The sequence below is a fragment of the Furfurilactobacillus cerevisiae genome, from assembly GCF_048961765.1.
GTDB classification, from domain to species: Bacteria; Bacillota; Bacilli; order Lactobacillales; family Lactobacillaceae; genus Furfurilactobacillus; species Furfurilactobacillus milii_A.
The window spans coordinates 1,412,672-1,438,255 of record NZ_CP185253.1 but is presented as its reverse complement, the minus strand read 5'-3'; the positions used below and the strand labels follow the sequence as shown (position 1 = coordinate 1,438,255).

At 43.6% G+C, this 25,584-nt stretch carries 21 protein-coding genes; 2 read left to right on the top strand and 19 right to left on the bottom strand.

What is annotated here, in order from left to right:
• Positions 1-400: 400 nt before the first annotated feature.
• The 6 genes from ABUE36_RS06855 to ABUE36_RS06830 form a co-directional block, all read right to left on the bottom strand.
• On the bottom strand, positions 401-2,326 hold the full coding sequence (locus ABUE36_RS06855) for an acyltransferase family protein (RefSeq protein WP_421017448.1): 1,926 nt from the start codon (positions 2,324-2,326) through the stop codon (positions 401-403).
• A 53-nt stretch (positions 2,327-2,379) separates the two neighbouring features.
• The gene (gene obgE / locus ABUE36_RS06850) at positions 2,380-3,699 is read right to left on the bottom strand and encodes a GTPase ObgE (RefSeq protein WP_161001193.1); all 1,320 of its coding nucleotides are present in this window, start codon (positions 3,697-3,699) and stop codon (positions 2,380-2,382) included.
• Between the two features lie 282 nt (positions 3,700-3,981).
• Complete coding sequence (gene uvrC / locus ABUE36_RS06845; protein ID WP_421017447.1) at positions 3,982-5,823, bottom strand: excinuclease ABC subunit UvrC; 1,842 nt, start codon at positions 5,821-5,823, stop codon at positions 3,982-3,984.
• A 385-nt stretch (positions 5,824-6,208) separates the two neighbouring features.
• The gene (locus ABUE36_RS06840) at positions 6,209-7,354 is read right to left on the bottom strand and encodes an ArgE/DapE family deacylase (protein ID WP_161001191.1); all 1,146 of its coding nucleotides are present in this window, start codon (positions 7,352-7,354) and stop codon (positions 6,209-6,211) included.
• A gap of 67 nt (positions 7,355-7,421) precedes the next feature.
• Entirely contained in the window at positions 7,422-8,177 is a 756-nt protein-coding gene (locus ABUE36_RS06835) for an amino acid ABC transporter ATP-binding protein (RefSeq protein WP_161001190.1), read from the bottom strand.
• Complete coding sequence (locus ABUE36_RS06830; protein ID WP_421017446.1) at positions 8,170-9,660, bottom strand: ABC transporter substrate-binding protein/permease; 1,491 nt, start codon at positions 9,658-9,660, stop codon at positions 8,170-8,172. Before ABUE36_RS06830 ends, ABUE36_RS06835 begins: the two co-directional genes overlap by 8 nt.
• Before the next feature lie 212 nt (positions 9,661-9,872).
• On the opposite strand from ABUE36_RS06830, the gene ABUE36_RS06825 reads away from it, so the two are divergent.
• On the top strand, positions 9,873-10,031 hold the full coding sequence (locus ABUE36_RS06825) for an SPJ_0845 family protein (protein ID WP_017262019.1): 159 nt from the start codon (positions 9,873-9,875) through the stop codon (positions 10,029-10,031).
• 51 nt (positions 10,032-10,082) lie between these two features.
• On the opposite strand, the gene ABUE36_RS06820 is transcribed toward ABUE36_RS06825, so the two are convergent.
• The 8 genes from ABUE36_RS06820 to rpsO all read right to left on the bottom strand — a co-directional run bounded on the left by ABUE36_RS06820 (position 10,083) and on the right by rpsO (position 18,936).
• Positions 10,083-10,385, bottom strand: coding sequence for a nucleoside triphosphate pyrophosphohydrolase family protein (locus tag ABUE36_RS06820; protein WP_161001188.1), 303 nt, complete (start codon positions 10,383-10,385; stop codon positions 10,083-10,085).
• A gap of 35 nt (positions 10,386-10,420) precedes the next feature.
• Positions 10,421-11,011: a ribosome biogenesis GTP-binding protein YihA/YsxC gene (gene yihA, locus ABUE36_RS06815; protein ID WP_161001187.1), complete on the bottom strand. Its 591-nt coding sequence runs from the start codon at positions 11,009-11,011 to the stop codon at positions 10,421-10,423.
• Between the two features lie 188 nt (positions 11,012-11,199).
• A complete protein-coding gene (clpX, locus tag ABUE36_RS06810; RefSeq protein WP_421017445.1) occupies positions 11,200-12,456 on the bottom strand; it encodes an ATP-dependent Clp protease ATP-binding subunit ClpX in 1,257 nt (418 codons plus the stop codon).
• A 184-nt stretch (positions 12,457-12,640) separates the two neighbouring features.
• On the bottom strand, positions 12,641-13,984 hold the full coding sequence (gene tig, locus ABUE36_RS06805; RefSeq protein WP_161001186.1) for a trigger factor: 1,344 nt from the start codon (positions 13,982-13,984) through the stop codon (positions 12,641-12,643).
• A gap of 219 nt (positions 13,985-14,203) precedes the next feature.
• Entirely contained in the window at positions 14,204-15,391 is a 1,188-nt protein-coding gene (tuf, locus tag ABUE36_RS06800; RefSeq protein ID WP_161001185.1) for an elongation factor Tu, read from the bottom strand.
• Between the two features lie 219 nt (positions 15,392-15,610).
• Positions 15,611-16,546: a hypothetical protein gene (locus ABUE36_RS06795; RefSeq protein ID WP_421017444.1), complete on the bottom strand. Its 936-nt coding sequence runs from the start codon at positions 16,544-16,546 to the stop codon at positions 15,611-15,613.
• A 3-nt stretch (positions 16,547-16,549) separates the two neighbouring features.
• Entirely contained in the window at positions 16,550-18,277 is a 1,728-nt protein-coding gene (locus ABUE36_RS06790; RefSeq protein WP_421017443.1) for a ribonuclease J, read from the bottom strand.
• Between the two features lie 389 nt (positions 18,278-18,666).
• The gene (gene rpsO, locus ABUE36_RS06785) at positions 18,667-18,936 is read right to left on the bottom strand and encodes a 30S ribosomal protein S15 (protein ID WP_017262027.1); all 270 of its coding nucleotides are present in this window, start codon (positions 18,934-18,936) and stop codon (positions 18,667-18,669) included.
• A 270-nt stretch (positions 18,937-19,206) separates the two neighbouring features.
• Between rpsO and rpsT the strand changes: the two genes are divergently transcribed.
• On the top strand, positions 19,207-19,461 hold the full coding sequence (gene rpsT / locus ABUE36_RS06780) for a 30S ribosomal protein S20 (protein WP_161001182.1): 255 nt from the start codon (positions 19,207-19,209) through the stop codon (positions 19,459-19,461).
• Positions 19,462-19,605: 144 nt separating this feature from the next.
• On the opposite strand, the gene holA is transcribed toward rpsT, so the two are convergent.
• The 5 genes from holA to ABUE36_RS06755 form a co-directional block, all read right to left on the bottom strand.
• Positions 19,606-20,631: a DNA polymerase III subunit delta gene (gene holA / locus ABUE36_RS06775; protein ID WP_161001518.1), complete on the bottom strand. Its 1,026-nt coding sequence runs from the start codon at positions 20,629-20,631 to the stop codon at positions 19,606-19,608.
• Positions 20,632-20,745: 114 nt separating this feature from the next.
• Positions 20,746-22,992, bottom strand: a complete 2,247-nt coding sequence (locus ABUE36_RS06770; protein WP_421017474.1) for a DNA internalization-related competence protein ComEC/Rec2 — start codon at positions 22,990-22,992, stop codon at positions 20,746-20,748.
• Between the two features lie 59 nt (positions 22,993-23,051).
• Entirely contained in the window at positions 23,052-23,561 is a 510-nt protein-coding gene (locus ABUE36_RS06765) for a ComE operon protein 2 (RefSeq protein WP_161001180.1), read from the bottom strand.
• 57 nt (positions 23,562-23,618) lie between these two features.
• A complete protein-coding gene (locus tag ABUE36_RS06760; protein ID WP_161001179.1) occupies positions 23,619-24,401 on the bottom strand; it encodes a ComEA family DNA-binding protein in 783 nt (260 codons plus the stop codon).
• 127 nt (positions 24,402-24,528) lie between these two features.
• Complete coding sequence (locus ABUE36_RS06755; RefSeq protein ID WP_161001178.1) at positions 24,529-25,569, bottom strand: SepM family pheromone-processing serine protease; 1,041 nt, start codon at positions 25,567-25,569, stop codon at positions 24,529-24,531.
• Positions 25,570-25,584: the final 15 nt, after the last annotated feature.

The following is a 25,584-nucleotide window of genomic DNA, read 5'->3' as shown; positions in this document are numbered from 1 at the left end:
ACTATGGTAAGCTGAACTGTAATCAAACGACTGTTGATGAACGGCCAGAAAGGACCTCCAAACCGATGCGCTTAGTCGATTTTAAATTTTCCACTGCCGATTACGACATGCAACGACCCCTATTTGTTTCTGTTGATGACAAACCACAGCCGGTAGTAAGCTTAACCAAGTCTCCGACAGACCGTCGATTAGTGCTGGACATAGATTTAACCCATGCTGATCGGCCATTAACGCTAGATGCGTTCGTGACGAGAACGCAAAAGCTCCCGGGCAGTTGGCGAATTGCGGTTCAAACTGCAATTGCGTCACCGACAACCCGTGAGCTATTTGGTTATCGTCTGGTTGACGAAAAAATTATGTTTATGTGATAGCTAGTTTGGTTCAACGCTGACGTTGAGCCTTATTTTTTTGGTGAAATACTTTTCTGAACCACTGTATTCGTCACCAACCGTGTATAGGCAACGCTCCCCTGTGGGTTGGGATGCACATGATCCGGACCAAACCAACTTGGTTGATCGTGACTCGCACCATACCAATCAACAAGATAAACCTGCTTAGACCGTTTGGCATTGAGCGCAATTAAATCGTTAACCTGATTTTGCCACGTTTTCGTCGGCACCATTGTGTTGACCCAAAAGACTTTCCGTTTTGGACCAACCGCTTTCAACACCGCGTCAATTTGGGTTTGTGTTAACGGCGAATTTGTCCCCAGGTTAATTAAAACCGTCGATACCAGTAAATGGCGTTTTTTTAGTGATTGAATCACTGACGGTGCTTCCCAAACTTGACGGCCAACCTTAGCGTCTACATAGGCGTGTCCAAATACTTGTTGTAGGCTATCCGCATTATCCACTAACACCGAGTCACCCACCGCCGTTAGCGAAATGTGCTGTGCTGATAACATTGTCGCTGGCTGGAGATCAAAAGCCTTGGCGAGCTTCTTTTGCTGAGCAGATAGTTGTTTATTAGCCTTTTGGTTCGTTTGGGCTGTGGCTTTTTCAGAAGTATCAAATGCTCCTTTTTGCGCAGCCACTTCACGATTCTTTTTATCCGTCTGTTTTCCAGCTGCTTTGATGTGTTTGGTTACCGCATCAATGGGTGGCTTCTTGCGAGGTGTTGCTTGAGCATAGCCAACCATAGTTATCAGTGACGCGAGAACCAACACCGCGCTCGTAATCACTTCACGCGGATATTGCCGCCAAGTTTTTGGAGCTCTGACCGTCGCCCACCAGGATGTCAAACGTCCATGAGCGATTGGTTGTTCAATAAATCGATAGGATAACTCGGCTAACAGTAGAATCAATGCCAATTCAGCCAGCGCATTGAGCACGGTATGTTGGGCAATGTTGACGACCCGCTGCTCATAAAAAATCATAACTGGAAACTGATACAGGTAAATGCCGTAACTGCGCTTGCCAACCCAATTGAATACAGGATTAGTCAGCCATTTATTCCAACTCGCGCCAGGATGAACAATAACGGCTATCATCGCAGTCGCAAAAATGGAAAACAAGAACATCCCGCCACGGTACGTGAAAGTTGATGTCCCTGTCATCACCCAGTACAGAATAAACATGACTAGCAGACTAATGCCGCCGACCCAGTTTAACAATCGTCGACCAGCAGCGTGCAGATTTGCATTTAGGTGATTAGCTGGCCAAACTGCCGCCAACGCGGCCCCCATCAGGATTGAAAAGGCCCGCGTGTCCGTGCCATAGTAAACCCGGTTGACCTGATTAGCATCTTTAAAAAGCACTGCCATTAAAAGAGCCGATATAACAGCTCCCACCATTAGCGCGCCCGCCACCCGTGAGCGACGTTTGAACAGTTTAACCAGTCCCCAAATAATAAAGGGCCAGAAGAGATAAAACTGACCCTCAATGGACAACGTCCACAAATGGGTGAAGGGCGACTCACCGTTGAAACGATCGAAATACGATTGGCCATGATTGATTTCGAACCAGTTGTAAACGTACAGCAAGTTGGTCACAATCGTTCCCCGCAGTCCAACCAGTAGATTACGGGCAAACAACGTGATGTACGTGCTGGTCAATGCCAACATTGCCACCAAGGCTGGATACAATCGTTGAATTCGGCGTTTGTAAAAATGGTTAACCGCCAGCGAAGTTCCTTTATTAATCAAGTTCAAAAAACTATCAGTTACCAAGTAACCTGTTAACCCAAAGAAAATGGGCACACCCAGAAAACCACCTGGAAGTGCCGCTGGTAACAGGTGATAAGCGATCACACCTAATACTGCAAGTGTCCGCAAACCATCTATACCTGTTATGTAACGCCGATGACTCGACGTTTTTGCTGTTTGCATCTGTTAAACCCCTACCCGTTTTCACGAACAAATGACCGTATTACCGGATTCAGCTACTCAACAAAATCGAAGGTAAAGTCCAAAATTTGGACCGTATCGCCATCTTGAGCGCCTGCTTCTCGTAATGCATCGTCCACACCCATCGTCCGCAGTTGACGCGCAAAACGGACCATACTTTGTTCATGTTGTGTATTCGTCATCTTAAATAAGCGTTCAATCTTGTCGCCGGTCAATAACCAGATACCTTCATCCGTGTGCTGAACTTCAAACGCAGGCTTTTCGTCATCCTGATATTGATACATAACACCAAGATTTTCATCCGCTTGTGGGACAAATGCTGGTGTTTGATCAAGCAGCGTGGCCGTTGCCTGAATCAACGGTTTCAACCCTTCGTGAGAAACGGAAGAAATCGCCATTACAGTTGGCTTCGTTGACAATGAGTCATCTTCATCCAGAGCTGCTTTAAAGTCATCGAAACGTTCCTTCGCACCCGGAAGATCCATCTTAGTTGCGACCACAATCTGAGGCCGATCTAACAAGCTGGCATCATAATTGCCCAACTCCTTGTTGATCGCATGAAAGGCATCAATCGGAGCCATCGCGTTTTCTTCATCGAGAAAATCATCGCCAGCCATTGCCACTAAGTGTAATAAGACACGCGTCCGTTCCACGTGTCGGAGAAATTGAAAGCCGAGACCAACACCATCGCTCGCACCTTCGATCAGACCCGGTAAATCAGCCATAACGAAGTCCCGACCATCATCCAAACGGACCATTCCAATATTTGGATCGATCGTCGTGAAATGATAAGCGGCAATTTTAGGCTTTGCATTTGTAATAACCGACATCAAGGTCGATTTCCCAACAGATGGAAAACCAACCAAGCCAACATCGGCCAACAATTGCAATTCCAGACCAATACGTAGTTCCTGACCTGGTTCACCATTTTCAGCGATTTCTGGGGCAGGATTCTTGGGTGTGGCAAACTTCATGTTACCGCGACCGCCACGACCCCCTTTGGCAATGACAAGTTCTTGACCAGGTTCCGTTAAATCACCCAGTACTTCGTCTGTGTCAAGGTTCCGCACGATGGTTCCGCCTGGGACCTTAACGTACAAATCAGCCGCTGACCGACCTGTCATCCCCTTGGTCATCCCGTTGCCACCGTGTTTGGCCTTATAGTGTCGGTTATAACGAAAGTCCATTAACGTCCGCAAGCCTTCATCAACAACCATGATGACACTGCCACCATGTCCGCCATCGCCACCGAAAGGACCACCGTTAGCGACAAATTTTTCACGTCTAAATGAAACGATCCCGTTACCACCGTTTCCTGCTTTTACTTCAATTGTTGCTTTATCAACAAATGCCATTTGTGTGTCTCCATAATTTCTTGGTTTCTATATCTTGGTTTCTCTATATCAATGTGGTGACCAGTTGTGCGTCCCACAATCGTCTGTCAATCTTCGAACAATTCGCTCATCCCATTGTACAGTGCAATACACGCTCGGTCAAAAAACAATTCTGCATTTAACCACTATCTTGTTAACATAATTCTTCAAATGCAAACGTTGTGCTGACTTCGCCAAACTAAAACTAAAAGGACGTTGCTTTCATCTACCTGAAAGCAACGTTCTTAAATTTGCCCAAATAAGTTAAATTGTTTGCTGACGGTCCAGATAACTTAACGACTGTTGGGCTTCACCGGTAACCATGGCAGTCACAGCCACGTGAACGGTTTGCGCAACCGTTTCTGACAAGCCTAATTCATGTAGATCACTAACTGGTGCAGCCGCAATCTTCTTCAGCGATCCGTATTTTTTCAACAGTTTTGCGCGCGTTTTTGGGCCTACGCCCTGAATTTGATCCAAACGTGAGCTTAATGAATTCTTATTGTGCAGTTGACGATGGAACGTGATGGCAAACCGGTGCACCTCATCCTGGATTCGTTGTAACAAATAAAAACCTTGTGACTTAGGATCAAGATTTAGATGCTCATCATCCTCGCCAAACATTAGGTCCGCCGTTCGGTGATGATCATTTTTGACCATTCCAGCGACCGGAATATCCAATCCAAGCTCATTTTCTAGAACATCCTTAGCCGCGTTCATTTGAATGGCACCACCATCCATCAGAATTAAATCGGGCATATCTGCATGTTCTTTAAGCAAACGTGTGTAACGCCGCCGAATAACTTCCATCGTGCTGGCTGTTTCATCAGCGTGATCCACCGTACGTAACTTATACTTGCGATATAACTTCTTATTTGGTCGACCATTTTCGAAAACGACCATCGCTGAAACTAAGTCAGCACCCTGTTCATGAGAATGGTCAAAAGCTTCAATTTTAGAAACGGGTGGTAACCCCAAAGCATCCGCAATTTCTTGCATGGCACCCGTGGTCTTGTGCTCGTCTAACTCCAATAAGCGGAATTTTTCTTCCAACGCCAGTCGCGCGTTCTTACCCGCCATTTCCATCAGATCGCGACGAACACCACGTTGAGGCACGTTAACTGGGACATTCAACACATCTTCGATGGATTCCCGGGTGTCCTCGTCAATACTGCTAGGAACCAAAATTTCTCTAGGCAGCACCGCATTCTTTCGATTATAAAACTGCATGATAAACGTTTGCATTTCCTCTGGTGCTGTTGAAACAACTGGGAACAACCGTTTTTCCCGCTTCATCAAGCGTGCTTGCCGCACAAAGAAAACCTGAATGGATAACCAGCCCTTGTCCAGATAGAAATTAAAGATGTCCCGTGGCGTCTGATCGTTGCTGATAATCTTTTGCTTTTCAACCGTGACATCGATGTAGTGCAACTGATCACGTAGGTCAGCGGCCCGCTCGAATTCCAAACTGGCTGCTGCTTCTTTCATTTGTGTTTGCAAATGTTTGATAACTCGTGCGGTATTACCGTTTAAAAACGATTTAATGCGTTTGATCTGCTCATCGTACGCGCTCTCGGGAACTTCTTTAAAGCAGGCCCCCAAGCACTGCCCCATGTGGTAGTACAAGCATGGTCGCCCTTGATAACCAGAACAACGACGCAAAGGATAAACTTTTTGTAAGAAATGTAGTGTTTCTTCGGCCGCGTAAACGTTGGGATACGGTCCAAAATAATATCCACCGTCGTGTTTAACATCGTTTGCGATGATGATTCGCGGATCACGTTCATGCGTAATTTTAATATACGGGTAACCTGTGCCCCGCTTCAACTTAATATTGTAGTATGGCTGATGCTTTTGAATTAGTGTGATTTCAAGCAAAAAAGCTTCCTTGTCAGTCGACGTCACAATCGTCTCAAAGTCCACAATGTGAGCCACTAACTGGGCAGTTTTGCCTTCGTGACTACTTTTAAAGTAGGAACGCACACGATTTTTCAAATTTTTGGCCTTGCCGACATAAATAATCTTGCCGTTAATGTCCTTCATCAGGTAACAACCAGGCATTGGCGGTAGTAACGTTAATTTATGCTCAATGTGTTCTGATGCCACAAAACTGCCTCCGTTCTCGTAAAATCGTAGTTAAATTATAACGCATGAACGCGTGTTCGCAAAACAAAAGAGCGTCTGTTTGAAAAACGTTTAGCTAGACGTCTCGGCCATTTTGTTCAAAAAAACTGAGACATAACGCCTCAACTTAATTTCTAATGAAATATCAACAAGCAATTTTTCTTCAACCGCAAAAGGTCATGCGGATGAAAAATTGCCGAAAACGCGGGACATAACACTGACTTTTGCTCATCTAACGCGAATAAGGCATTCATGGGAAAAGCACCCATAAACGCCTTATTCGCGATACCTGAGAAAGCCAAAACGTGTTATGTCCCGCTCTCTGACCTTATTAATAACTTTTTTAAAATTAGTTTTGTCTGGTACCCTATTCTTCCGCTTGTGCCCAGAACGCTTCTGCCAAGGCTCGATAGAAATGGCATCCAGTCAAATAGTCACCAACGGCCACGTTTTCGTTAACTTGATGGTCAGTTGTTCCTGCTGCAGGGCCGACGATAACGATTGGCAACTGCCCTGCCTTCGTATATTCTGATGCATCTGTCGCACCCGTTCCAGCAGTTAACTCACCACCACGATGAATGGTGTTTTTCAAAACGGCCTGTGTGATTTCTGCTAATTTAGTGCCAGCCTGTGAGGGTAATGGTGGCTCGGGATAACTATAACTGATACTTAATTTAGCACCTGACTGGTTTAACGACTCAATAATGTCTTCTAACTGGGCCATGACCTCATCGTTTGGATAGGATGGAATTGTCCGGATGTTACCGGTTAGCCAAGCATTTGCTGGCACTGAGTTAATCTGTTCACCGCCGCCAATCTGACTAATCACATGCGTTAGTCCGCCTAATACATCGTCCCGTTTATCGTTTGTTGCCATCACTGATTCAGCTTGTTCAGCAAACTTCAGTAGTGGCGTAATTGCATTGATGCCTTGATCAGGACGTGATGAATGGGAACCCTTACCCAGAGAGGTAACCTTATAGTCAATAACGCCCTTGTGCGTCACCTTGATGTCAAACGCACTGGGCTCACCAATGACAAGTCCGTCCAAGTCGTTAGCGTATCCTTGTTGCGTCAACTGAGCAGCACCATACTCACCGGTTTCCTCACCAACCGAAGCTAACAAACGAAGACGCCCAGGCAGCGGTTGATTTGAATTTAACAGATCCAGCATTGCAACCACCTGTGCGGCTAAACCAGATTTCATATCACTGGCGCCACGGCCGTACACATTACCCTGATCAATTGTGCCGGCAAACGGCGGAAAGGTCCAATCAGCTTCATTACCAGCTGCAACCACATCTTCATGCCCAGAGAACCCTAGTAATGGACCATGGTCACCAATTGTAACAACTAAGTTATCACGGCCTGGTGCAAACGTGACACGTTCAATGTGAGCCGGCAAGTCCTTAAATAGGCCAGCCAAATAGTCAGCAACCTCTGATTCACGATCATTAACCGACGGAATCGCAATTAAATCCGTTAAAATCTTTAATGCAGCAGCGTCTTCCATGTTTGCCTCCAAAATTATCTCTCATGATTAAGAAAAACTGAATCATCGATAGTTTGAAACCTGATGTTTATGCCTCAAGAATTTTGGCAAGAAAGTCCTTCGCGCGATCAGTTTCGGGATGTTCAAAGAATATTTTAGGTTCAGCGGACTCTTGAATATAGCCATCCGCCATGAACCAAACCTTATCGGCCACATTACGGGCAAAGCCCATTTCATGCGTGACAACTACCATTGTCATCCCTTCGCTGGCAAGATCCTGCATGACTTTCAATACCTCACCGACCATTTCAGGATCAAGTGCAGACGTTGGCTCATCGAACAACATTACCTTAGGATTCATGGCTAGGGCCCGCGCAATGGCTACCCGTTGTTGTTGTCCACCTGATAAGCTGGCTGGAAAAGCATCGGCCTTATTTTCCAAACCAACTTGTTTCAACAGCTTTTCTGCCGTCGCGGTCGCCGTTGCATCGTCTTCGCCCTTAACTTTAACTGGGGCCAGCTTAATGTTTTCGATAACTGTTTTATGCGGAAACAGGTTAAAACTCTGAAACACCATCCCCATGTTTTCACGTGTCTTGTCTAGCTGTTTATCGTCTAATTTGGTTAAGTCCTGACCTTCAAACAAAACCTCACCAGAAGTCGGCTGGTCTAACATGTTTAAACAACGTAAAAAGGTACTTTTCCCAGCACCAGATGGGCCAATTAAGCAAATCACCTGACCATTACTAACCTGCTCATTAATATCTTTCAAGACCTCGTTTTTACCAAATACTTTTTTCAGATGCTTCACTTCTAGTACTGGCGTCGCCGTTTCGTTATTCATGTGTCATTCTCCCTTCAAAGAACTTCATCAGCCGTGAGAGGCCAAACGTCATAATAAAGTACAAAATCATGGTAATCAGTAAGGGCATAACTCCACGATAAGTATCTGCCTGAACAATTCGTGACTGATAGATTAAATCCTTAACCCCAATAATGGAAACAATTGAACTTTCCTTGATCAAGGAAACAAATTCATTCCCTAATGCTGGCCAAATGTTCTTCATCGCTTGTGGCAGGATGATAAACCGCATTGTCATCGACCTTGATAAACCAAGTGAACGAGACGCTTCCGTTTGACCAACGGCAATAGAGCTGATCCCAGAACGGATAACTTCAGCAACATACGCCCCAGAATTCAATGAAACCGCGATAATCCCGGAAAGTAGTGCCGGAATGTTAACCACGAGGCCTAACCCAAAGTAGATAAACAGAATCTGAACCATCAGTGGCGTGCCCCGCACAAACTCAATGTAACTAACTGAAATACCATTAGCAATCTTGTTCTTGCTTAACCGCATTAGGGCTAACAAAGTACCTAGCAAGAAACCAATGACAACAGATACTGCTGAAATCATCAGCGTGTAACCAACTCCGGCAATAAAGAAATCTTTGTAAGCCCACATTGAGTTGGCTGCCTTAGCCGATTTAGACTTTCCAGTTGCCAAGTATTTACCAGCATTTGGTAAATATTGTTTATGAATCAAATTTTTCGCTTTGATTTCAGCAATTGATTTATTTGCCGAATTAACCAAAGACTGTGCGCCCTTGGGAAAGGCAATGGCTGAGCCTTGTTCGCCTTCGTCTTTAAAGTGAGCGTTAATGGCGACCAAGCCATCAGTGTTCTTTGCATAGGCCTCAGCAGTTGGCTGATCCAAAGCAATTGCATCGATTTTATTCGTTTGCAGTGCAAGGATTAAATCGGTGTCCTTGTCCATCCCCTTCAGCGTTGACTTGGTGGCTTGGTTCTTGACCAAGTTGTACTGAATGGAACCAGTCTGAGCTCCGATTGCTTTTCCTGCTAACGATTTATAACTCTTGATCGTTTTTAAATCGCTTTTCTTGATAACTAGGTCTTCGCCGGCCTTGTAGTAAACGTTACTAAAGTCGACACTCTTAGCCCGTTTAGGTGTCTTACTCATTCCCGCGATGACCATATCAACTTTACCAGTCTGGAGTGCGACCAATAAAGAATCAAAATCCATCCGGCGAATAACTAACTTCACGCCCATATCATGGGCAACCTTTTTGGAAATTTCCATGTCCATCCCGACAACTTTGGATTTGCCGTTGATATTTTTGGTGAATTCGTAAGGTGGAAAATCAGGACTTGTTCCGACAACCAGCTCACCCTTCGCTTTCACCTTACTCAAGTACTGGTCCGTTGCTGGTGTATTGCTGTCCGCTTTGGTGTTCATATTACCGGTTACACCCAAGGTCACGACAATCGTCAAGACCAGAAGTAACCATTTCGAAATTTTTTTCATCTGTTTCGCCCCTCGTATCAAGTTTTACAATGTAAATGAGTATACGATTAGATGAAATAATATGCAACCATTTTGCAAAAATAATTAGTTTTATGCATTATTTTCGAATATATGCAAGTTATAATGCATAAAATTTGTACATTTTCGTTTTTAAGCAAAATCTGCTACAATTAGCCCAACTTAGTTTTTAGATTTGGAGAGGAGCAATTCACATGGGTTTAACTTTCAAACGGCAAACAGACTTAGATAAACTGTTTGACCAATTTGCTGTCGATCCTGATGATATTAAGGACCCGAACAAAACGCCACTAAAGCGCGAGCATTTAAAAGACGAAGCAAAAAAAGATGATAAAAAGAAAGCCGACAAGTAAGCCTTGTCGCAAAAAAACAACCAGCGTAAAATCGCTGGTTGTTTTTTTATCCTATTCCCACTTTGCATGTTGTGGATCTGGATAACGATCATTTAATTCTTCAATGTTCTTTTTGGCAACTTCTTCAAAATCAATGTTGGCCCACTCAGCTATTTGAGATAGATACCAAAGTGTATCACCAAGCTCGTGTGTTAATTTTTCTTTATCTAGTGTCCGACCCTGAAAGGTATAACGCTGTACTAGGTCAACTACCTGACCAGCCTCATTAGCCACACCGAGTGTGATATTAGTCAGCACTTGTTCGTTTCCGAATAACGTCCGCTTAGCTTCTTTTTGATACTCATTAAATTCCATTCTGTTCACTCTTCCCGTTCTAACTTTTACCCGACTTAAGCCAACCCAGCTTGCTGTTCAATCCAGTTCCAAACCGCGTCTTTACCTTGTTTGGTCTCCGCCGAAAATTGAATATAAGCATCTTCTGGCGTCATATTAAGTCCTTTACGAATGCGGCTTTCAGCTTGATTCCATTTACCGCGGGCAATTTTATCTGATTTTGTCGCCACAACGAGCATCGGAATATTATAATAACTCAACCATTCATGCATACTGATATCATCATCTGAGGGATCATGACGTGCATCCACCAGTAAAATCACACCGCGCAACCGATCCCGTGTACTCAGATACGTTTCGATCATTTGTCCGAACTTTTCTCGAGCTGTTTTAGAAACTTTGGCAAATCCGTATCCAGGCACATCCACAAAGTAAACAGTAGATTCAACGTTATAAAAATTGAGAGTTTGTGTTTTCCCTGGTTGACTTGAAGTTCGGGCATACGCTTTACGGTTAATTAGAGTATTAATCAACGATGACTTGCCCACGTTTGAACGACCGGCGAGCGCAACCTCTGGTAAAGATCCCTTTGGGTATTGTTTTGGTGCCACCGCGCTGATTGTTAGCTCGACATCATGCACTTCCATGTAGAACGCTCCTTTATCGTGACCTGACCTTTTAATTGGTCACACGCTTTATAATTCAATGTGTCTATCATAGCATAGCAAGCTCTTAATTTTGTGACGTTTTAATGACGTTAACCGGTGGGTTAAACAAAAAATGACGTCAGCCCGCAAGCTAACGCCATTCCTCTTCAACGCATTCTTTCGTAAAACTATGAGGCCTTTTCACTCTTTAAAACAAGATCTGGTTGTGCATGCTTAGTGACCGTTTCTTTAGTAATGGCCACTTTTTCGACGTCGTCTCGACTTGGTAAGTCAAACATGATGTCTCGCATAACTTCTTCCATGATCGAACGTAAACCACGAGCACCTGTATCACGGGCAATGGCCAGTTTTGCCATTTCTCGCAGGGCCGGATGCGTAAATTCAAGCTTTACGCCATCCAAACCAATGAGCTTCGTGTACTGTTTAACCAGCGCATTCTTCGGTTCCGTTAAAATGCGAACCAAATCATCTTCATCTAGCTTTTCCAGTGCTGTAAGAATTGGTAAACGACCAATAAATTCTGGAATTAGCCCAAATTCCAACAGGTCTTCAGGAATCACATGTTGCATGATGTCCTTATCAGTCATGTTGGCGACTTCATCCTTATTGGCAGAATCGGTACTGAAACCAATCGTCTTTTCACCCAAACGGTTCTTCACGATGTTTTCGATGCCGTCAAACGCACCACCGACAATAAACAATATATTCGTGGTGTCGATTTGAATGAACTCCTGTTGTGGATGTTTACGACCACCCTGCGGTGGAACATTAGCAATCGTGCCTTCCAAAATCTTCAGCAAGGCTTGTTGAACACCTTCACCCGACACATCACGAGTAATAGAGACGTTTTCACTCTTTTTAGCAATCTTGTCGATTTCATCGATGTAAACAATTCCATGCTGAGCCCGTTCAACATCGTAATCTGCATTTTGCAACAACTTCAACAAAATGTTCTCAACGTCTTCACCAACGTAACCGGCTTCAGTTAAAGTCGTCGCATCGGCAATCGCAAATGGCACATTCAGAATTTTGGCCAAACTTTGCGCCAGGTAAGTTTTACCTGAACCAGTTGGTCCGATAATACTGATATTACTCTTTTGTAATTCCGTACCATCGTCTTCTGTACTCAAATCATTAATCCGTTTGTAATGGTTGTAAACAGCAACGGATAAAGTACGCTTGGCTTCACTCTGACCAATTACATACTGGTCTAACGTTTTAACAATTTCCGCTGGTGTTGGTACATCCAACACTTGGCTAGCAGCGTCTTCAGCAAATTCTTCATCAATAATTTCTTTACACAGATCAATACATTCGTTACAAATGTACACGCCAGGTCCGGCAACAATCTTCTTTACTTGATCTTGTGACTTTCCACAAAATGAGCAAGTTACTGGACCATTAGGATCGGTATTATCAAACATTAGCACCCTCGCTCTCTTTTAATCCTAGGCCGTCCATAAATTACATGGCACCTAAACTAGGAACATAATAGCAGATAATTAGAAAAACAGCTAATGACTTGCACTATTCTGTCGTTGACACAAAAGTGAGTAACCATTACTGGTCACTCACTTTCTGTAGGACAGTTATTAATGTAAGACGATATTACTTATCTTTTTTTTCGTCGTCAGACTTCTTAGCAGCTGCCTTTTTGGTTTCCTGCTTAGCGTTGTCAGCAATTAAGTCAACAGCCTTCTTGATGGCAATATCATGCTTCAACATGTCAGGTGTCAAAGCAGAACGAACTGCTGATTCTTCCATGTTGTATTGGCCAGCAAGGTTCTTAACTTCACCGTCAACATCCTTGTCAGTTGCTTCAATCTTTTCAGCATCAACAACAGCTTCCAAAACAAGGTTAGTCTTAACACGACGTTCTGCATCAGGAGCAAATTGCTTGTGCAAGTCGTCTTCAGTAGTACCAGTAATCTTGTAGTAAGTTTCAGGGTTGATCCCTTGTTGAGCCATTTGAGCCAAGTACTGGTCCATTTGACGGTGAATGTCTTCATCCATCATGGCATCAGGAATCTTGCCGCCGATAACTTCAGCGTTGTCAACAGCCGCATTGATAGCAGCATCTTCAACAGCATCGTGAGCGGCCGTCTTCTTTTCTTCCTTCAAACGGTCTTTAGTCTTAGCCTTTAATTCTTCAAGACTGTCAACGTCTTCGTCAACATCCTTGGCGAATTCATCATCCAAGTCAGGTAATTCCTTAGTCTTAACTTCGTGAATCTTAACATCGAAGATAGCTTCTTTACCTTGCAAGTCCTTTGCTTGGTAATCTTTAGGGAACGTAACCTTAACTTGAACATCTTCATCAGCCTTGTGACCGATTAATTGATCTTCGAAGCCAGGAATAAATGAGTTCGAACCTAATTCAAGGCTGTAGTTGTCGGCTTTACCACCATCGAAGTGGTTACCATCAACTGAACCGTCAAAGTCGATAACAACAGTATCGCCCTTTTCAGCGGCCTTGCCTTCTTTAAGTACCAATTCAGCTTGCTGTTGGCGCATTTTTTCAAGTTCTTCATTAACTTGTTTAGCGGTAACAGTGGTGGATTGCTTAGGCACAGTAACACCCTTGTATTCACCCAACTTGATTTCTGGGGCAACAGTAACGTCAGCCTTCAAAACCCAGTCCTTACCTTTTTCCATACTCTTAACATCAACTTGTGGTTGATCAACTGGTGTAATACCAGCTTCTTCAACAGCTTTTGAGTAAGCGTCTGGCAAAACGATGTTCAACGCATCGTTGTAAAGTGATTCTTCACCGTACATCTGGTTAAAGATAGCGCGAGGAACTTTGCCCTTACGGAATCCAGGTACGTTTAATTGTTTCCGAGTTTTAGTGAAGGCTTGATCCAAACCCTTTTGGATCGTCTCGTTAGCGATTGAGAAAGTCAACTCGCCTTGGTTGCCTTCTTTTTTAGCAAATTCTGCTTTAGCGACCATTAAAAAATTCCTCCAGTTGAAGTTTGTCACCAAACTTCTGATAAATTGCATACGCCTAATAGTTTAACGTAACCACCCGCGAAAGTAAATAAATGTGCTAAAAAACACGTGTATCGAGAGGGGTTAACTAGGATTATGTATAAAAAAAGTGCCTAGCCTAAGCTAAGCACTCGTGAATGTCATTAACTGACACTGATGAACATTTAGACAAAGTCTAAATTAGTCATCGATTTCAGAAACAACACCGGCACCAACAGTGTGTCCACCTTCACGAACAGTGAACTTAGTACCCTTTTCAATGGCAGCTGGTTCGATAAGTTCAACAGTGAACGTAACGTTATCACCAGGCATAACCATTTCAACGCCATCAGGCAATTCGATAACACCAGTGATATCAGTGGTGTGGAAGTAGAATTGTGGACGGTAGTTTGAGAAGAATGGTGTATGACGACCACCTTCGTCTTTTGTCAGGATATAAACTTCACCCTTGAACTTCTTGTGCGTCTGGATTGAACCAGGAGCAGCAAGCACTTGACCACGGACAACTTGTTCACGGTCAATACCACGTAGCAAAGCACCAACGTTATCGCCGGCTTCACCTAAGTCAAGAGTCTTACGGAACATTTCAAGACCAGTAACAGTAGTCTTCAAAGTTTCGTCACGTAAACCAACGATTTCAACTTCGTCACCGACCTTGATAGTACCACGATCGATACGACCTGAAGCAACAGTACCACGACCAGTGATCGTAAATACGTCTTCAACAGGCATCAAGAAAGGCTTGTCCATGTCACGGTCTGGAGTTGGGATGTATTCATCAACAACGTCCATTAAGTGTAAGATAACCTTTTCTTGTTCTGGGTCGCCTTCCAAAGCCTTCAAAGCTGAACCACGGATAACAGGAATGTCGTCACCAGGGAAATCGTATTCGGAAAGTAATTCCCGAACTTCCATTTCAACAAGGTCAACTAATTCGTCATCGTCAACTAAGTCAGTCTTGTTTAAGAAGACAACGATATAGTTAACACCAACCTGACGAGCTAACAGAATGTGTTCACGCGTCTGTGGCATAGGACCATCAGTTGCGGCAACAACCAAGATAGCACCGTCCATTTGAGCGGCACCAGTGATCATGTTCTTAACGTAGTCCGCGTGTCCAGGAGCATCAATATGTGCATAGTGACGCTTTTCTGTTTCGTATTCAACGTGGGCAGTGTTGATCGTAATACCACGTTCACGTTCTTCAGGGGCAGCATCGATAGCAGCGTAATCTTGTTCCTTAGCTAATCCCTTTTCTGCTAATACCTTAGTAATAGCAGCAGTTAAAGTAGTCTTCCCATGGTCAACGTGGCCAATAGTACCAATGTTAACGTGGGGCTTAGTTCTTTCATAATGTTCTTTAGCCAAAATGAAAACCTCCAGTGTGTGATAGAAGAATGTCAGGTATGCCCTGACAAGTCTTTATAAAATAGTATACTACATCCTCGGTTGAGAACAAAATGAAAACACTGAGTTTTCATTGTCTCAGCCCAAGAATCCTTAAACATTATATATACTGCCATGACTTTTGTAAACACAAAAGCCACAAATTTTTAACAACGGCAGGCAGTTTCAGTCTATAAGTTCTTAGCCTTGATTATCATTAGCCAATAATTCAGCTGTTAATTTTTCCAGCCGTGACTGCCACGTTGCAATCTCGTTGGAACTATTAGATGGCTTTCCTTGATAAACTGCAATTAAATTATCCACCCACCCGTCTGCGTCCGTGACTACCCGACTAACAAACGGATAAGTCAACGTCAATTGCAACCGCACTTCTTGGCTCAACAGATTGTAAGCCACAGGATCTTTAGCCGCTAACTTTTCCGTCAGTGATTGTTGTACTTGTTTGTACATTTGATCATCCTGTAACGAATTAAGTTGATTGGGAACCACTGTATAACGTTTTTTATCCAACCATTGAAATGTTACCGTGGTTTCTTCGTGCAACCGTTGAAAAACTTCCAAAATGCTAACAACAAATAGTGGATGCAAATAAGGATCAACCAGCAAATATTGTGCTCCCTGTTTGAATTCTGTTAATGGCAACTTTAGTGCGGCCTGAAAACGTCCCTGTTGCTCAGCCGCTGAATAGTCACTCATGTGGTAAAACTGCTTAGCAATCGTTGTCAGGGTCGCTTTAGTGTCCATACGAGCCTCATTTTCGGCCCCTTCAATCATCTCAAGACCCGTTTGTTTGAGTTTCTCATCATGAACACCCGCAACAATTTCATGAGCGAGAATGAATTCATGCACGCGCAACAATAACGTTAGTAAAAACCGGAAATCAGTTGCGGTGGTTAAATAACTATTCAAATAATCATCCGCATAAGCACGCGCTCTCGAATATTCTTCATGTAGATATAGTGACTCAACCAATAAATGATTGATTTGTGGATCTTGAACTTCATTATAAATATTTTCTAACAAAGAAGCCGCCTGCGCGTAATCTTTGTCCTGATAAGCTTGATTAGCTTTATCAAACATTTCACGCTGGCGACCATTCAATGTGTCTTTCGACATAAATTACTCCTGTTCAGTTGCTTTTTTTGCTGTATTTTTCTTTGTCCGGGCATGATGGGCGTGTTGGTTCATTTCCATGATCACCGGTAAGATAACTGGATGACGTTTGGTCTGATCAAATAAATAACGACCAAGATGTTCGCGCACATCCTGCTTCAAATGACCCCAGTCAAATTCTTTGTTATCCAAGTTATCTTGAACGGTTTTCGTGACCAATTCACTAGCCTCACGCATTAAATCACGACTAGCTTTCACGTAGACAAATCCTCGAGATGTCAGTTTAGGTTCGGCGACGATTTGTTTCTTCTTACGATCAATCGTGACCACTGCAATAAAAATACCATCTTCAGATAAAATCTTACGATCCCGAAGCACAATATTGCCAATATCACCGACACCAATTCCGTCAATCATCGTGTTGCCGACTTCAATGCTCTCTGCTAGATGCATTGGTGCCTCACCATTATAAATGAGTGAATCGCCACGTTGCGTTAAGAAGATATGGTCAGATGAAATACCCGTTTCTTCTGCCAACTTAGCATGCCGATTCAGAACTCGATACTCACCCTGGATTGGAATGAAATAATCCGGATGCATAAAGTTGATCATTAACTGTAAATCTGCTGGTGAACCATGACCGGACGACTGCAAACTATCAGAAATGGCTTGCACATGTGCGCCTGCACGGAAAATTAAATCACGTGTCTTAGCAACCGTCGTTTCCATTGCATGCGACGGTGTGGTTGTAATGAAAACTAGGTCACCCTCACCAATTTTGACATAACGATCTTCACCCGTTGCCATTCTCTGAAGCGCCTTAATGGGTTCGCCCATTCGGCCAGTTTCCAAGATAACGGTCTGTTCAGGTGATAAAGACTTCATGTTTTTGGGGTTAACCAACAGATCATCAGATGGCAATTCTAACTTATCCAAGCGCATTGCTGTCCGTACAATTTTTTCCAAATCGTGACCCATCAATACGACTTTACGGTCCGTCGCAGCAGCGGCATCAAAAATCTGTTGCATTCGTAAAATGTTAGACGCAACACTGGCAACTACAATTCGACCCTCGTGTGCAGCAAACTGGTCCTTAACAAAGTTGGCAATCTGATTTTCGGTTGCTGATTCGCCATATTGTTCCGCTCCGGCCGAATCGCTTAATAAGGCAACGACGCCGTTCTTACCAATTTCACCCAAACGAGCTAAATCGGTTTGATAAAAAGGCGCTGCGGTTTGATCAAACTTAAAGTCTCCCGTATAAACAACTTGTCCAAGCGGTGTCTTAACATCAATCCCGAGAGATTCTGGAATACTGTGTGTCGTTTTAAAGAACGAGACTGTTTCCTCTCCAAAATCGATTTCTGTATCAGCATCAACAACGTGAAAGTCGTTAAATTGCTTAGACTTTGAATCATTCTCCACATTCAACTTTGCTAATTCAATCGTTAGTTCTGAACCGAAAACAGGCACATTGAATTCACTGACGAAGTATGGCAATGCGCCAATTGCATCTGCATGCCCATGTGTCAAAAACACACCGACGATTTGATCTGCGTGTTCCCGCAAATAATTCCAATCAGGAATGACAATATCAATTCCCAATAACTCATTTTCGGGATACTTTAAACCACAATCCAAAATAAAAATATCATCATTAACTTCCAGCGCATACATATTCTTCCCGTTTTCGCGCACGCCACCAAACGGGATAATTCGAATCTGATTACTCAATTCATTCACCTCATATTAAAAATTTCTTTTTTGACTTAATTGTTTCTCTAACGGTCATTTTTAAGAATTAATTTTAACGGCCTGTCTATAGTTTGATCAAAATAGGACTTATCATCATTTTGATCTCAGTACGCAAGCAGCCTCACATCGCTATTAAGTTTGATGCGTTTAAAGGAGCGGCAACTCCACAAAAAAATTATATTAAAACAACCTATTTTCCTCGGGACAATCAGTTACATGTAGCTTATCATATTCCATCTCAAAAGCCAATCAATTGCCCAGTTGACGGCTTCTCAAACCAGTCAGTAATCCTAATTTTAATGTAAACAAATAAAAAAAGAGCCACCCACAATGGGTAGCCCTCCTCACACACTTCGGTCGAACAACGATTACCGACGAAGACCCAACTTTTGGATTAACGTCCGGTAACGTTCAATATCCGTGTTACGCAGGTAACGCAGTAAGTTACGACGGTGACCAATCTTCTTTAACAAACCACGTTGTGAGTGGTAGTCGTGAGTGTGCACTTGTAAATGCGCATTCAATTGGTTGATGTCAGCTGTCAAAACTGCGATTTGAACTTCTGCAGAACCGGTGTCACCATCGTGACGTGCGTATTCTGAGATGATCTGATTCTTTTCTGCTTGTGTAATAGCCATGGATAAAATCCACCTTTCAAATATTGTCACCACATACCGAGTCTACGCCAAGTGGTGGCGATAAACTAAGTAAGGGTCGTGCTTTAGCACGCTTAATAGTTTATCTAATCGCACCACTAATTGCAAGCAAAAGTACGTTACTCATGATGGGGTCAAGTGAATTTCCTTGACGCATCTGCATTTATTTATTGCATTGGTCGTAAGCCTCTTGTATAATGATGACTGTTGAAATTTGTTTGACGTGGGTCAAACGCTCCGGAGGTGAAATTAATGCCAGTTACAAAATCAGCCATTGCACGTGTTAAGACTAACGAAATTGCCCAAGCACGTCGCACTGCTCAATTGAGCGAAGAACGGACTGCAGTTAAAAAGTTTGAAAAAGCTGTAACTGCTGGTGCAGACAACGTTGAAGAATTATACCGTTCCGCGAGCGCCGCAATTGACCACGCCTACTCAAAAGGTTTGATCAAGAAGAACAAGGCTTCACGTGACAAGTCACGTTTAGCTGCTCGCTTAGCAAAGTAAATTCTTAGCCATCATCATTCGTGATGATGGTTTTTCTTTTACATCCGTTTTACTCGACTCCCCTTACTAACACAAAATGAGCCATTGTAATCAATTGATTTGATTGCAATGGCTTATTTTTTATTCATATTAAACTGAAGAGAATTACGCAGCTTGATTGGTAAACTGCAACATAAATAAATTAAACAGCAATTCTGGATCATCCTGTGTTTGCTTCAGTTGTGTTTCAATATTGATTAATCCTAAAAAAGCACGACTCAAATCACGTTGCGAAAAGTGACGATCACTCTGCAAGGCCAGCTTTACCCGGTATGGATGCACTTTTAGCTGACCTGCCAGAGAACCCTGACTCAATCCACGGCTAGCCAGCACCTTCACCTGCAACAACAAACGAAATTGACTAACTAAGACAGCGTTAATCCGTAGTGGTTCTTCTCCAGTTGCTAACAGATCATGGTATAAGCCCACCGCCCGTTTAACATTTCGGCCGAGGACCGCATTCACCAAATCAAAAACATTGTCATCCAAAGATTGTGCCACTAAACCGGTAACCGCTGCCGTCGTCATTACATGATCTTGAACGGCGAATAACTCCAGTTTGGTCAGTGCGGCCATCATCAACGACAAATCAGCACCAGTGCGCTGAATTAAAGTATCCAGTGCACCAGGACCGAACTTATAGCCATCATGGTCTACCTGCTGCTCCACAAACTGACGTGCATCCCGTTCACTCAATGGCGATGCGTCTACATTCACAGCCACTTTTTTCAAAGTTTTAACTAACTTCTTACGGTTATCAAGCTTATCGTATGGGGCGAAGAAAACTAGGATTGTAGTTGGCTCTGGGTGTTCGATAAATTTAAGCAAGGCATCTAAATCATGGTCGACCTTTGATTTACTCTTTTCGCCTGTTAAAAAATACGGTTCATCGATTATAACCAGTCGATGCTCGCCAAAAAAAGGCATCGCCATCGCGTCATCAAGCGCCACGGCCACCGGCGTTTGTACCATGTCATAGCTACCAACATTCATTTGAGCCTGGTCCTCGGGAATGATTGCCTTAAATTGCGCTCGAATCTGATTTAACAGGTACCGTTCAGTCCCCGTCACTAAATATAATGGCTGAACGTTTGAACCAGCCAGTTGTCGTGTTAACTCCGCAATTTTCATCGTTGCCATTTCATTCCTTCCTTCAAGCTACTTTTTACGCGTCGCAAGACGCCTTTTAATAAGTTTGAACTCGTTCCATCATTATACCCTATTAAGTTTCATTCAGCTCACAAACTAACGAGGCGAACCCGCAATCGGTGTGCGCGTCGGCAACATCGTCTGCCAATGGCCGTTACCAAGCCAATCATAGACATAGCTAATCATGCCAGCATCCGCGGTATTAACAGCTGCAATATGATTCTGCATCAGTGTCGTTAGTGTACTTTGTTTGGGATGTCCATACCGATTTTCACGACCAGCTGAAATAATTCCCAATTTAGGCGCCACTTGTTTAATAAACACTGGGTCACTAGAGGTGTCACTGCCATGATGACCTAGTTTCAACACATCGGTTGTCAGAGTCGGATAATGTTGCAGAATTTCTCGTTCACCGGCCCGATCCAAATCACCCATAAATAAAAAGCGAACCCCATTCCTAATTGTGCCTAATGACACGGAATCCTCGTTTCCACCTGGTCCTGGATGAAACGGATGGTAAATGGTAAACGGAAAATTTTTAGGTTGTCGACCTGCAGTCAGCTCGATGACTCTGGTTTGCTTTAGATATGGGGCAATTTTCGTCTGAAAACCACGCGATTGACGCATGCCAGCAGGAATCGTCAATGTGTGAACTGTCATCAATTGCAACAGTCGACCAACATCTCCGATATGATCGGCATCTTGATGGCTACAGTTCACATCGTCAATTTCACTGATACCACGGCTATGAAGGTAATTAACTGTCACGGCTTCAACATTGGTCATCCCCAGGGAAGTGCGTGCCCATGACGGTTTTGAAAATCCCACTTTGCCACCCGTATCAATTAACGAAACATGCTGATTAAATGGTGTTCTTAAAAGAATACTGTCACCCTGACCAACATCAATAAACGAAACCTCACCATCCGTTGGCCAATGAATTGTCACAAACGCCGCCGCGTAAACTATCGCTAGTGCAATGAGCCACTTACACCGAACACGTGGCCGCCGCTCATCAATGGCTAACAGTGTCATCAGTAAACATATCCAGGTGAATAATGTCGAAAGATGTCCAAACGTAACCATTCCCGGTAATTGACCAAACCAGTTTGTCAAACCACTAAACACCATCAAAACCGTGTTAGTAATATTGGCGACCCAATTCAATACACCACCTAAGCAGGCACCGATAATGACTAACGGAAAAATAAACCAACCAAATAATGGAATCACCAATAGATTTACAGGCGTGCTGAGAACGTGAATTTGAAAAACGGTATGTAAAATCAATGGCAAGCTGACTAGATTCATTAACCACGTTTGCCACCACGTCTTTTCGACTACGACATAGATCAACGCAAACGCCAGCAAGTAACTTAGTTGACCACCCAGTGTTAACAAGACCGCGGGTTGAAGCGTAACTCCACCAATTAATGATAACGACCACATGTCTAAGCCACTTATCTGAGTCGATTGTTTACGATTAAGTAGTGGTTGGAGCAAACTAGCTTCACCAATAAGAATAGCGCGAATCAATGTGCCCGAACCACCAGCAATAATTGCATAAAACGGCAAACCAATGGCTAATAATAGTTGTGAGTGCTCACGAGGGACGCCTAACCGTGCAAGGATAAATTGGCAAAGTGTGACTAGATACACAACATGCATACCGGAAATGCTAAATAAATGTAAAAGTCCCAACCGTTTTAGGCCACTATTCTGGGTGTAAAAATCATTAGCCGTCGCCCCAATAATCAGGTTACTTGCATACTCATTCAATGCGGTCGGCAACGTCGCAAAATACAGTAGTAACTGTTTACGCCAGTGATGCATTAAATCCATTGGCCACTGCCATGCCGTTTGACTCGGTTTCACAATGAACCACTGGGCCATTTTCATGCTGCCATGAATCCCCATTGCACGTAATTGCGAACGGCGATCAAATTGCATACGGTTACGCGGTCCTTCAAGTAGGTCATTCGGACCATTTACCTGCCATTGTGTCGGTTGATCGATAACTTGCAATTGAGTCGCTTTTTGCTGGCTCGTTAAATGACCAAACGCACGGATCCGCTGACCTTCTCTTGTCTCACCGATAATGCTCACTGTATCGCCAGTAACCTGAATTTGATCTGGCTCAACCCGCAGACTAAGCTGACGCGTTGCGATTGTTGTCCACGTTTTCGTGTCGTACTGCACATTTTGATAACTGAACCACACAGTTGCTAACACTGCGACGCCCATGAGCCAAAGCATATGTGCTCTGATGTTTCCCAAATAAAGACACCGTACCAGTAGATAAACAATACCAATTCCAGCCCACCAGAAACGACCGACAATCATTGCATTAATAAGACCAACAAGTAGCCCTAGGAAAATCCATGGTGGCCGGTTAGAAATGGTCATTTCTGAGGATGTGAATCGTTATCTTGGACCGTTAAGTAGTCCGTAATGTGGAATTGTGTCAATGCATCCTCAGGAATGTTAATCTGCTTCACTTCAATATTTTTAAGAGAAACTAGGTGCATTGCGTATGGATCATTATGATAATTACGCAAATAATTAATCTTCGTGATGCCGGCTTGTAATAACATTTTAGTGCATTGCAAACACGGAAAATCGGTTACATAAATTTCAGCTCCATCAGTTGCAATCCCAAACTTCGCACATTGCAAAACGGCATTCATTTCTGCGTGAATCGTCCTTAAACAATGTCCATCCACTAAATAATCACCAACATCAATACAATGATCATCACCTGAGACAGAGCCATTATAACCGCCAGCAATAACGCGCTTGTCACGGACTAAAACAGCGCCAACAGACAACCGCTGACAAGTACTGCGACTGGCCAACAACACCGCTTGCATCATAAAATATTGATCCCAGGGAACCCGTTTTTGATCTGCCATTATGTTACCTCCACCATTCATTAAATATATTTCATTAAGCGTATGCCAGTCTGTGTCTCACGACAAGCTTAAATGTGGTTTCAATTTTTGAACGGTTTTCTCACCAAATCCAGAAATTTGTTTTAAGTCGTCTAATGACTTAAAGCCGTTGTGTTCCGTTCTAAAGTCGATAATTTTCTGAGCCTTTTTATCACCTACTCCTGAAATTTTCGTTAACTGTTCTTTCGTCGCACTGTTCAACCCAATTGGTGCATCCGCACTATCGCCGTCAACTGTCGCCCCGGCAGTGCCAACTGCGCCATTATCGCCCGCCGTGGCCGTATTCGTGGCACCATCCACACCACTAGCATTAGTCGTTGGCAACGCCTCGCCATGAGTGGGAATGTAAATCACCATTTGGTCATGTAACGTCTGCGCCTGATTGACTTGTTTACTGTCAGCATCCGCCCGCAAACCGCCTGCCCGGTCAATTGCGTTGATAACTCGCATATTGGTTTTAAACCGATACACGCCTGGTTGATTAACGGCACCTTTTACCTCAACCACCGATTCAGTCTGTCCAACAGTCTTTTCTGAATTAACAGTGGCCGCGCTTGCAGTTGCTTCTGGCTTGGTTGACCGCGTTGCTACCTTGGTTGTCGCATCGGCTAGGCTGGAACTATCGGATTGAAATGAGGCCTGTGACATGCCATTCATTGAACTGTTTGTGTCGTGGTGTTGATCGTTAGGTTTTAATAACTGGGCACCAATCACACCTACTGTAATCATGACAGCCAGACCACCCAACAACCAGCCTCGATATTGTCGCCAAGCATCTCGTAATGCCTCTCGCCATTCCATGATTTATCCTCCTGTTTACTATCTGATATGGTCCATACCCATAACATACGTAAACAAGCGTTATTTGTTCGTCAAACATAAAAAAGTCATCAGTTTTTTCAACCGATGACTTTATATCCAAATCAATTTACTTGTGCGTTTGTAAATATTTGACGGCCTGATCAAATGAGCTCACGGGAACAATTTTCATCCCTGGTGCATATTTCTTTGCTGTTTCCTTTGCCAGTTGATAGTTCGTCTTGTGGCCTTCCTCATACTTCAAAACTTCCTTGCTTGGTTTCAGATATGGTGCAAAGAATATTTTAGCGCCTGCCTTGTGAGCGGCCACAATTTTCTTATCAATTCCACCAATTTCACCAACGGAACCATCCGCATTAATGGTGCCAGTTCCAGCAATTTTTTGACCATGGCGTAAGTTTTGATTAGTCAATTGCTGATAAATCTGCAAGCTAAACATCAAACCACCTGATGGGCCACCAATTTGCCCAGCATTAACTTCAACCGGAATTTTGGTGCTGACCTTAACATCGTCCGTCAGTGTAATACCGATTCCAGAGCGTCCATCCGGCAAACGAATTAAACCGGCTTTCGTTGTCTGTTCTTTACCGTTGTGTGTATACGTAATGGCAACTTTGTCCGATAGTTTACGTTTGGCCAGTGCCTTTTGGTAACCAACAGAAGAATCATAATGCACACCATCAATCTTTGTAACGGTATCGCCGACCTGAATTTTGTGATAAAAGTGAGACGTTTTTGAGACATCCAAAACGTAGATCCCCAAGTATTGCCGCGTATACTGTTCATTGGCAGCTTTGTATGCCGTCGCAATGGCCTGATTAATGGCACTTTGCATGTAGAATCCCTGAACCTTGTTATAAGTTGTTTGATTCTCGCCGCCAGTTACTTCTTGCTCGTTATAGATTGTCGCGTGTGGATCAACGTGCGCCCATAACCAAGAAATTGGTGTCGCTTGTTGCTGATAAACAGAGGTAATCATAAAATCACCCTTGCGCTTGTCTGGCCGTGTTGGCATCGTGACGAAATTGCGTAAGTTATCTGCCGTTCCGGGCGTTTCGATGTACTGATTGAGCGGCAAAAACCGCATCACCAGAAGACCGATGATGACGATTGCACCACCAAGCCACCAGCCCCAACGTCTTTTTTTCATTCAATTACCCCATCC

Excerpts from the sequence above, each read along its gene's own strand:
- ABUE36_RS06830 (WP_421017446.1), bottom strand. The coding sequence starts at position 9,660 with ATGAAAAAAATTTCGAAATGGTTACTTCTGGTCTTGACGATTGTCGTG.
- tig (WP_161001186.1), bottom strand. The coding sequence starts at position 13,984 with ATGGTCGCTAAAGCAGAATTTGCTAAAAAAGAAGGCAACCAAGGCGAG.
- ABUE36_RS06855 (WP_421017448.1), bottom strand. The coding sequence starts at position 2,326 with ATGCAAACAGCAAAAACGTCGAGTCATCGGCGTTACATAACAGGTATA.
- ABUE36_RS06765 (WP_161001180.1), bottom strand. The coding sequence starts at position 23,561 with ATGGCAGATCAAAAACGGGTTCCCTGGGATCAATATTTTATGATGCAA.
- ABUE36_RS06840 (WP_161001191.1), bottom strand. The coding sequence starts at position 7,354 with ATGGAAGACGCTGCTGCATTAAAGATTTTAACGGATTTAATTGCGATT.
- ABUE36_RS06755 (WP_161001178.1), bottom strand. The coding sequence starts at position 25,569 with ATGAAAAAAAGACGTTGGGGCTGGTGGCTTGGTGGTGCAATCGTCATC.
- ABUE36_RS06825 (WP_017262019.1), top strand. The coding sequence starts at position 9,873 with ATGGGTTTAACTTTCAAACGGCAAACAGACTTAGATAAACTGTTTGAC.
- obgE (WP_161001193.1), bottom strand. The coding sequence starts at position 3,699 with ATGGCATTTGTTGATAAAGCAACAATTGAAGTAAAAGCAGGAAACGGT.
- holA (WP_161001518.1), bottom strand. The coding sequence starts at position 20,631 with ATGAAAATTGCGGAGTTAACACGACAACTGGCTGGTTCAAACGTTCAG.
- yihA (WP_161001187.1), bottom strand. The coding sequence starts at position 11,011 with ATGGAAGTGCATGATGTCGAGCTAACAATCAGCGCGGTGGCACCAAAA.
- ABUE36_RS06770 (WP_421017474.1), bottom strand. The coding sequence starts at position 22,992 with ATGATTGTCGGTCGTTTCTGGTGGGCTGGAATTGGTATTGTTTATCTA.
- clpX (WP_421017445.1), bottom strand. The coding sequence starts at position 12,456 with ATGTTTGATAATACCGATCCTAATGGTCCAGTAACTTGCTCATTTTGT.
- ABUE36_RS06795 (WP_421017444.1), bottom strand. The coding sequence starts at position 16,546 with ATGTCGAAAGACACATTGAATGGTCGCCAGCGTGAAATGTTTGATAAA.
- rpsO (WP_017262027.1), bottom strand. The coding sequence starts at position 18,936 with ATGGCTATTACACAAGCAGAAAAGAATCAGATCATCTCAGAATACGCA.
- ABUE36_RS06835 (WP_161001190.1), bottom strand. The coding sequence starts at position 8,177 with ATGAATAACGAAACGGCGACGCCAGTACTAGAAGTGAAGCATCTGAAA.
- ABUE36_RS06760 (WP_161001179.1), bottom strand. The coding sequence starts at position 24,401 with ATGGAATGGCGAGAGGCATTACGAGATGCTTGGCGACAATATCGAGGC.
- rpsT (WP_161001182.1), top strand. The coding sequence starts at position 19,207 with ATGCCAGTTACAAAATCAGCCATTGCACGTGTTAAGACTAACGAAATT.
- ABUE36_RS06820 (WP_161001188.1), bottom strand. The coding sequence starts at position 10,385 with ATGGAATTTAATGAGTATCAAAAAGAAGCTAAGCGGACGTTATTCGGA.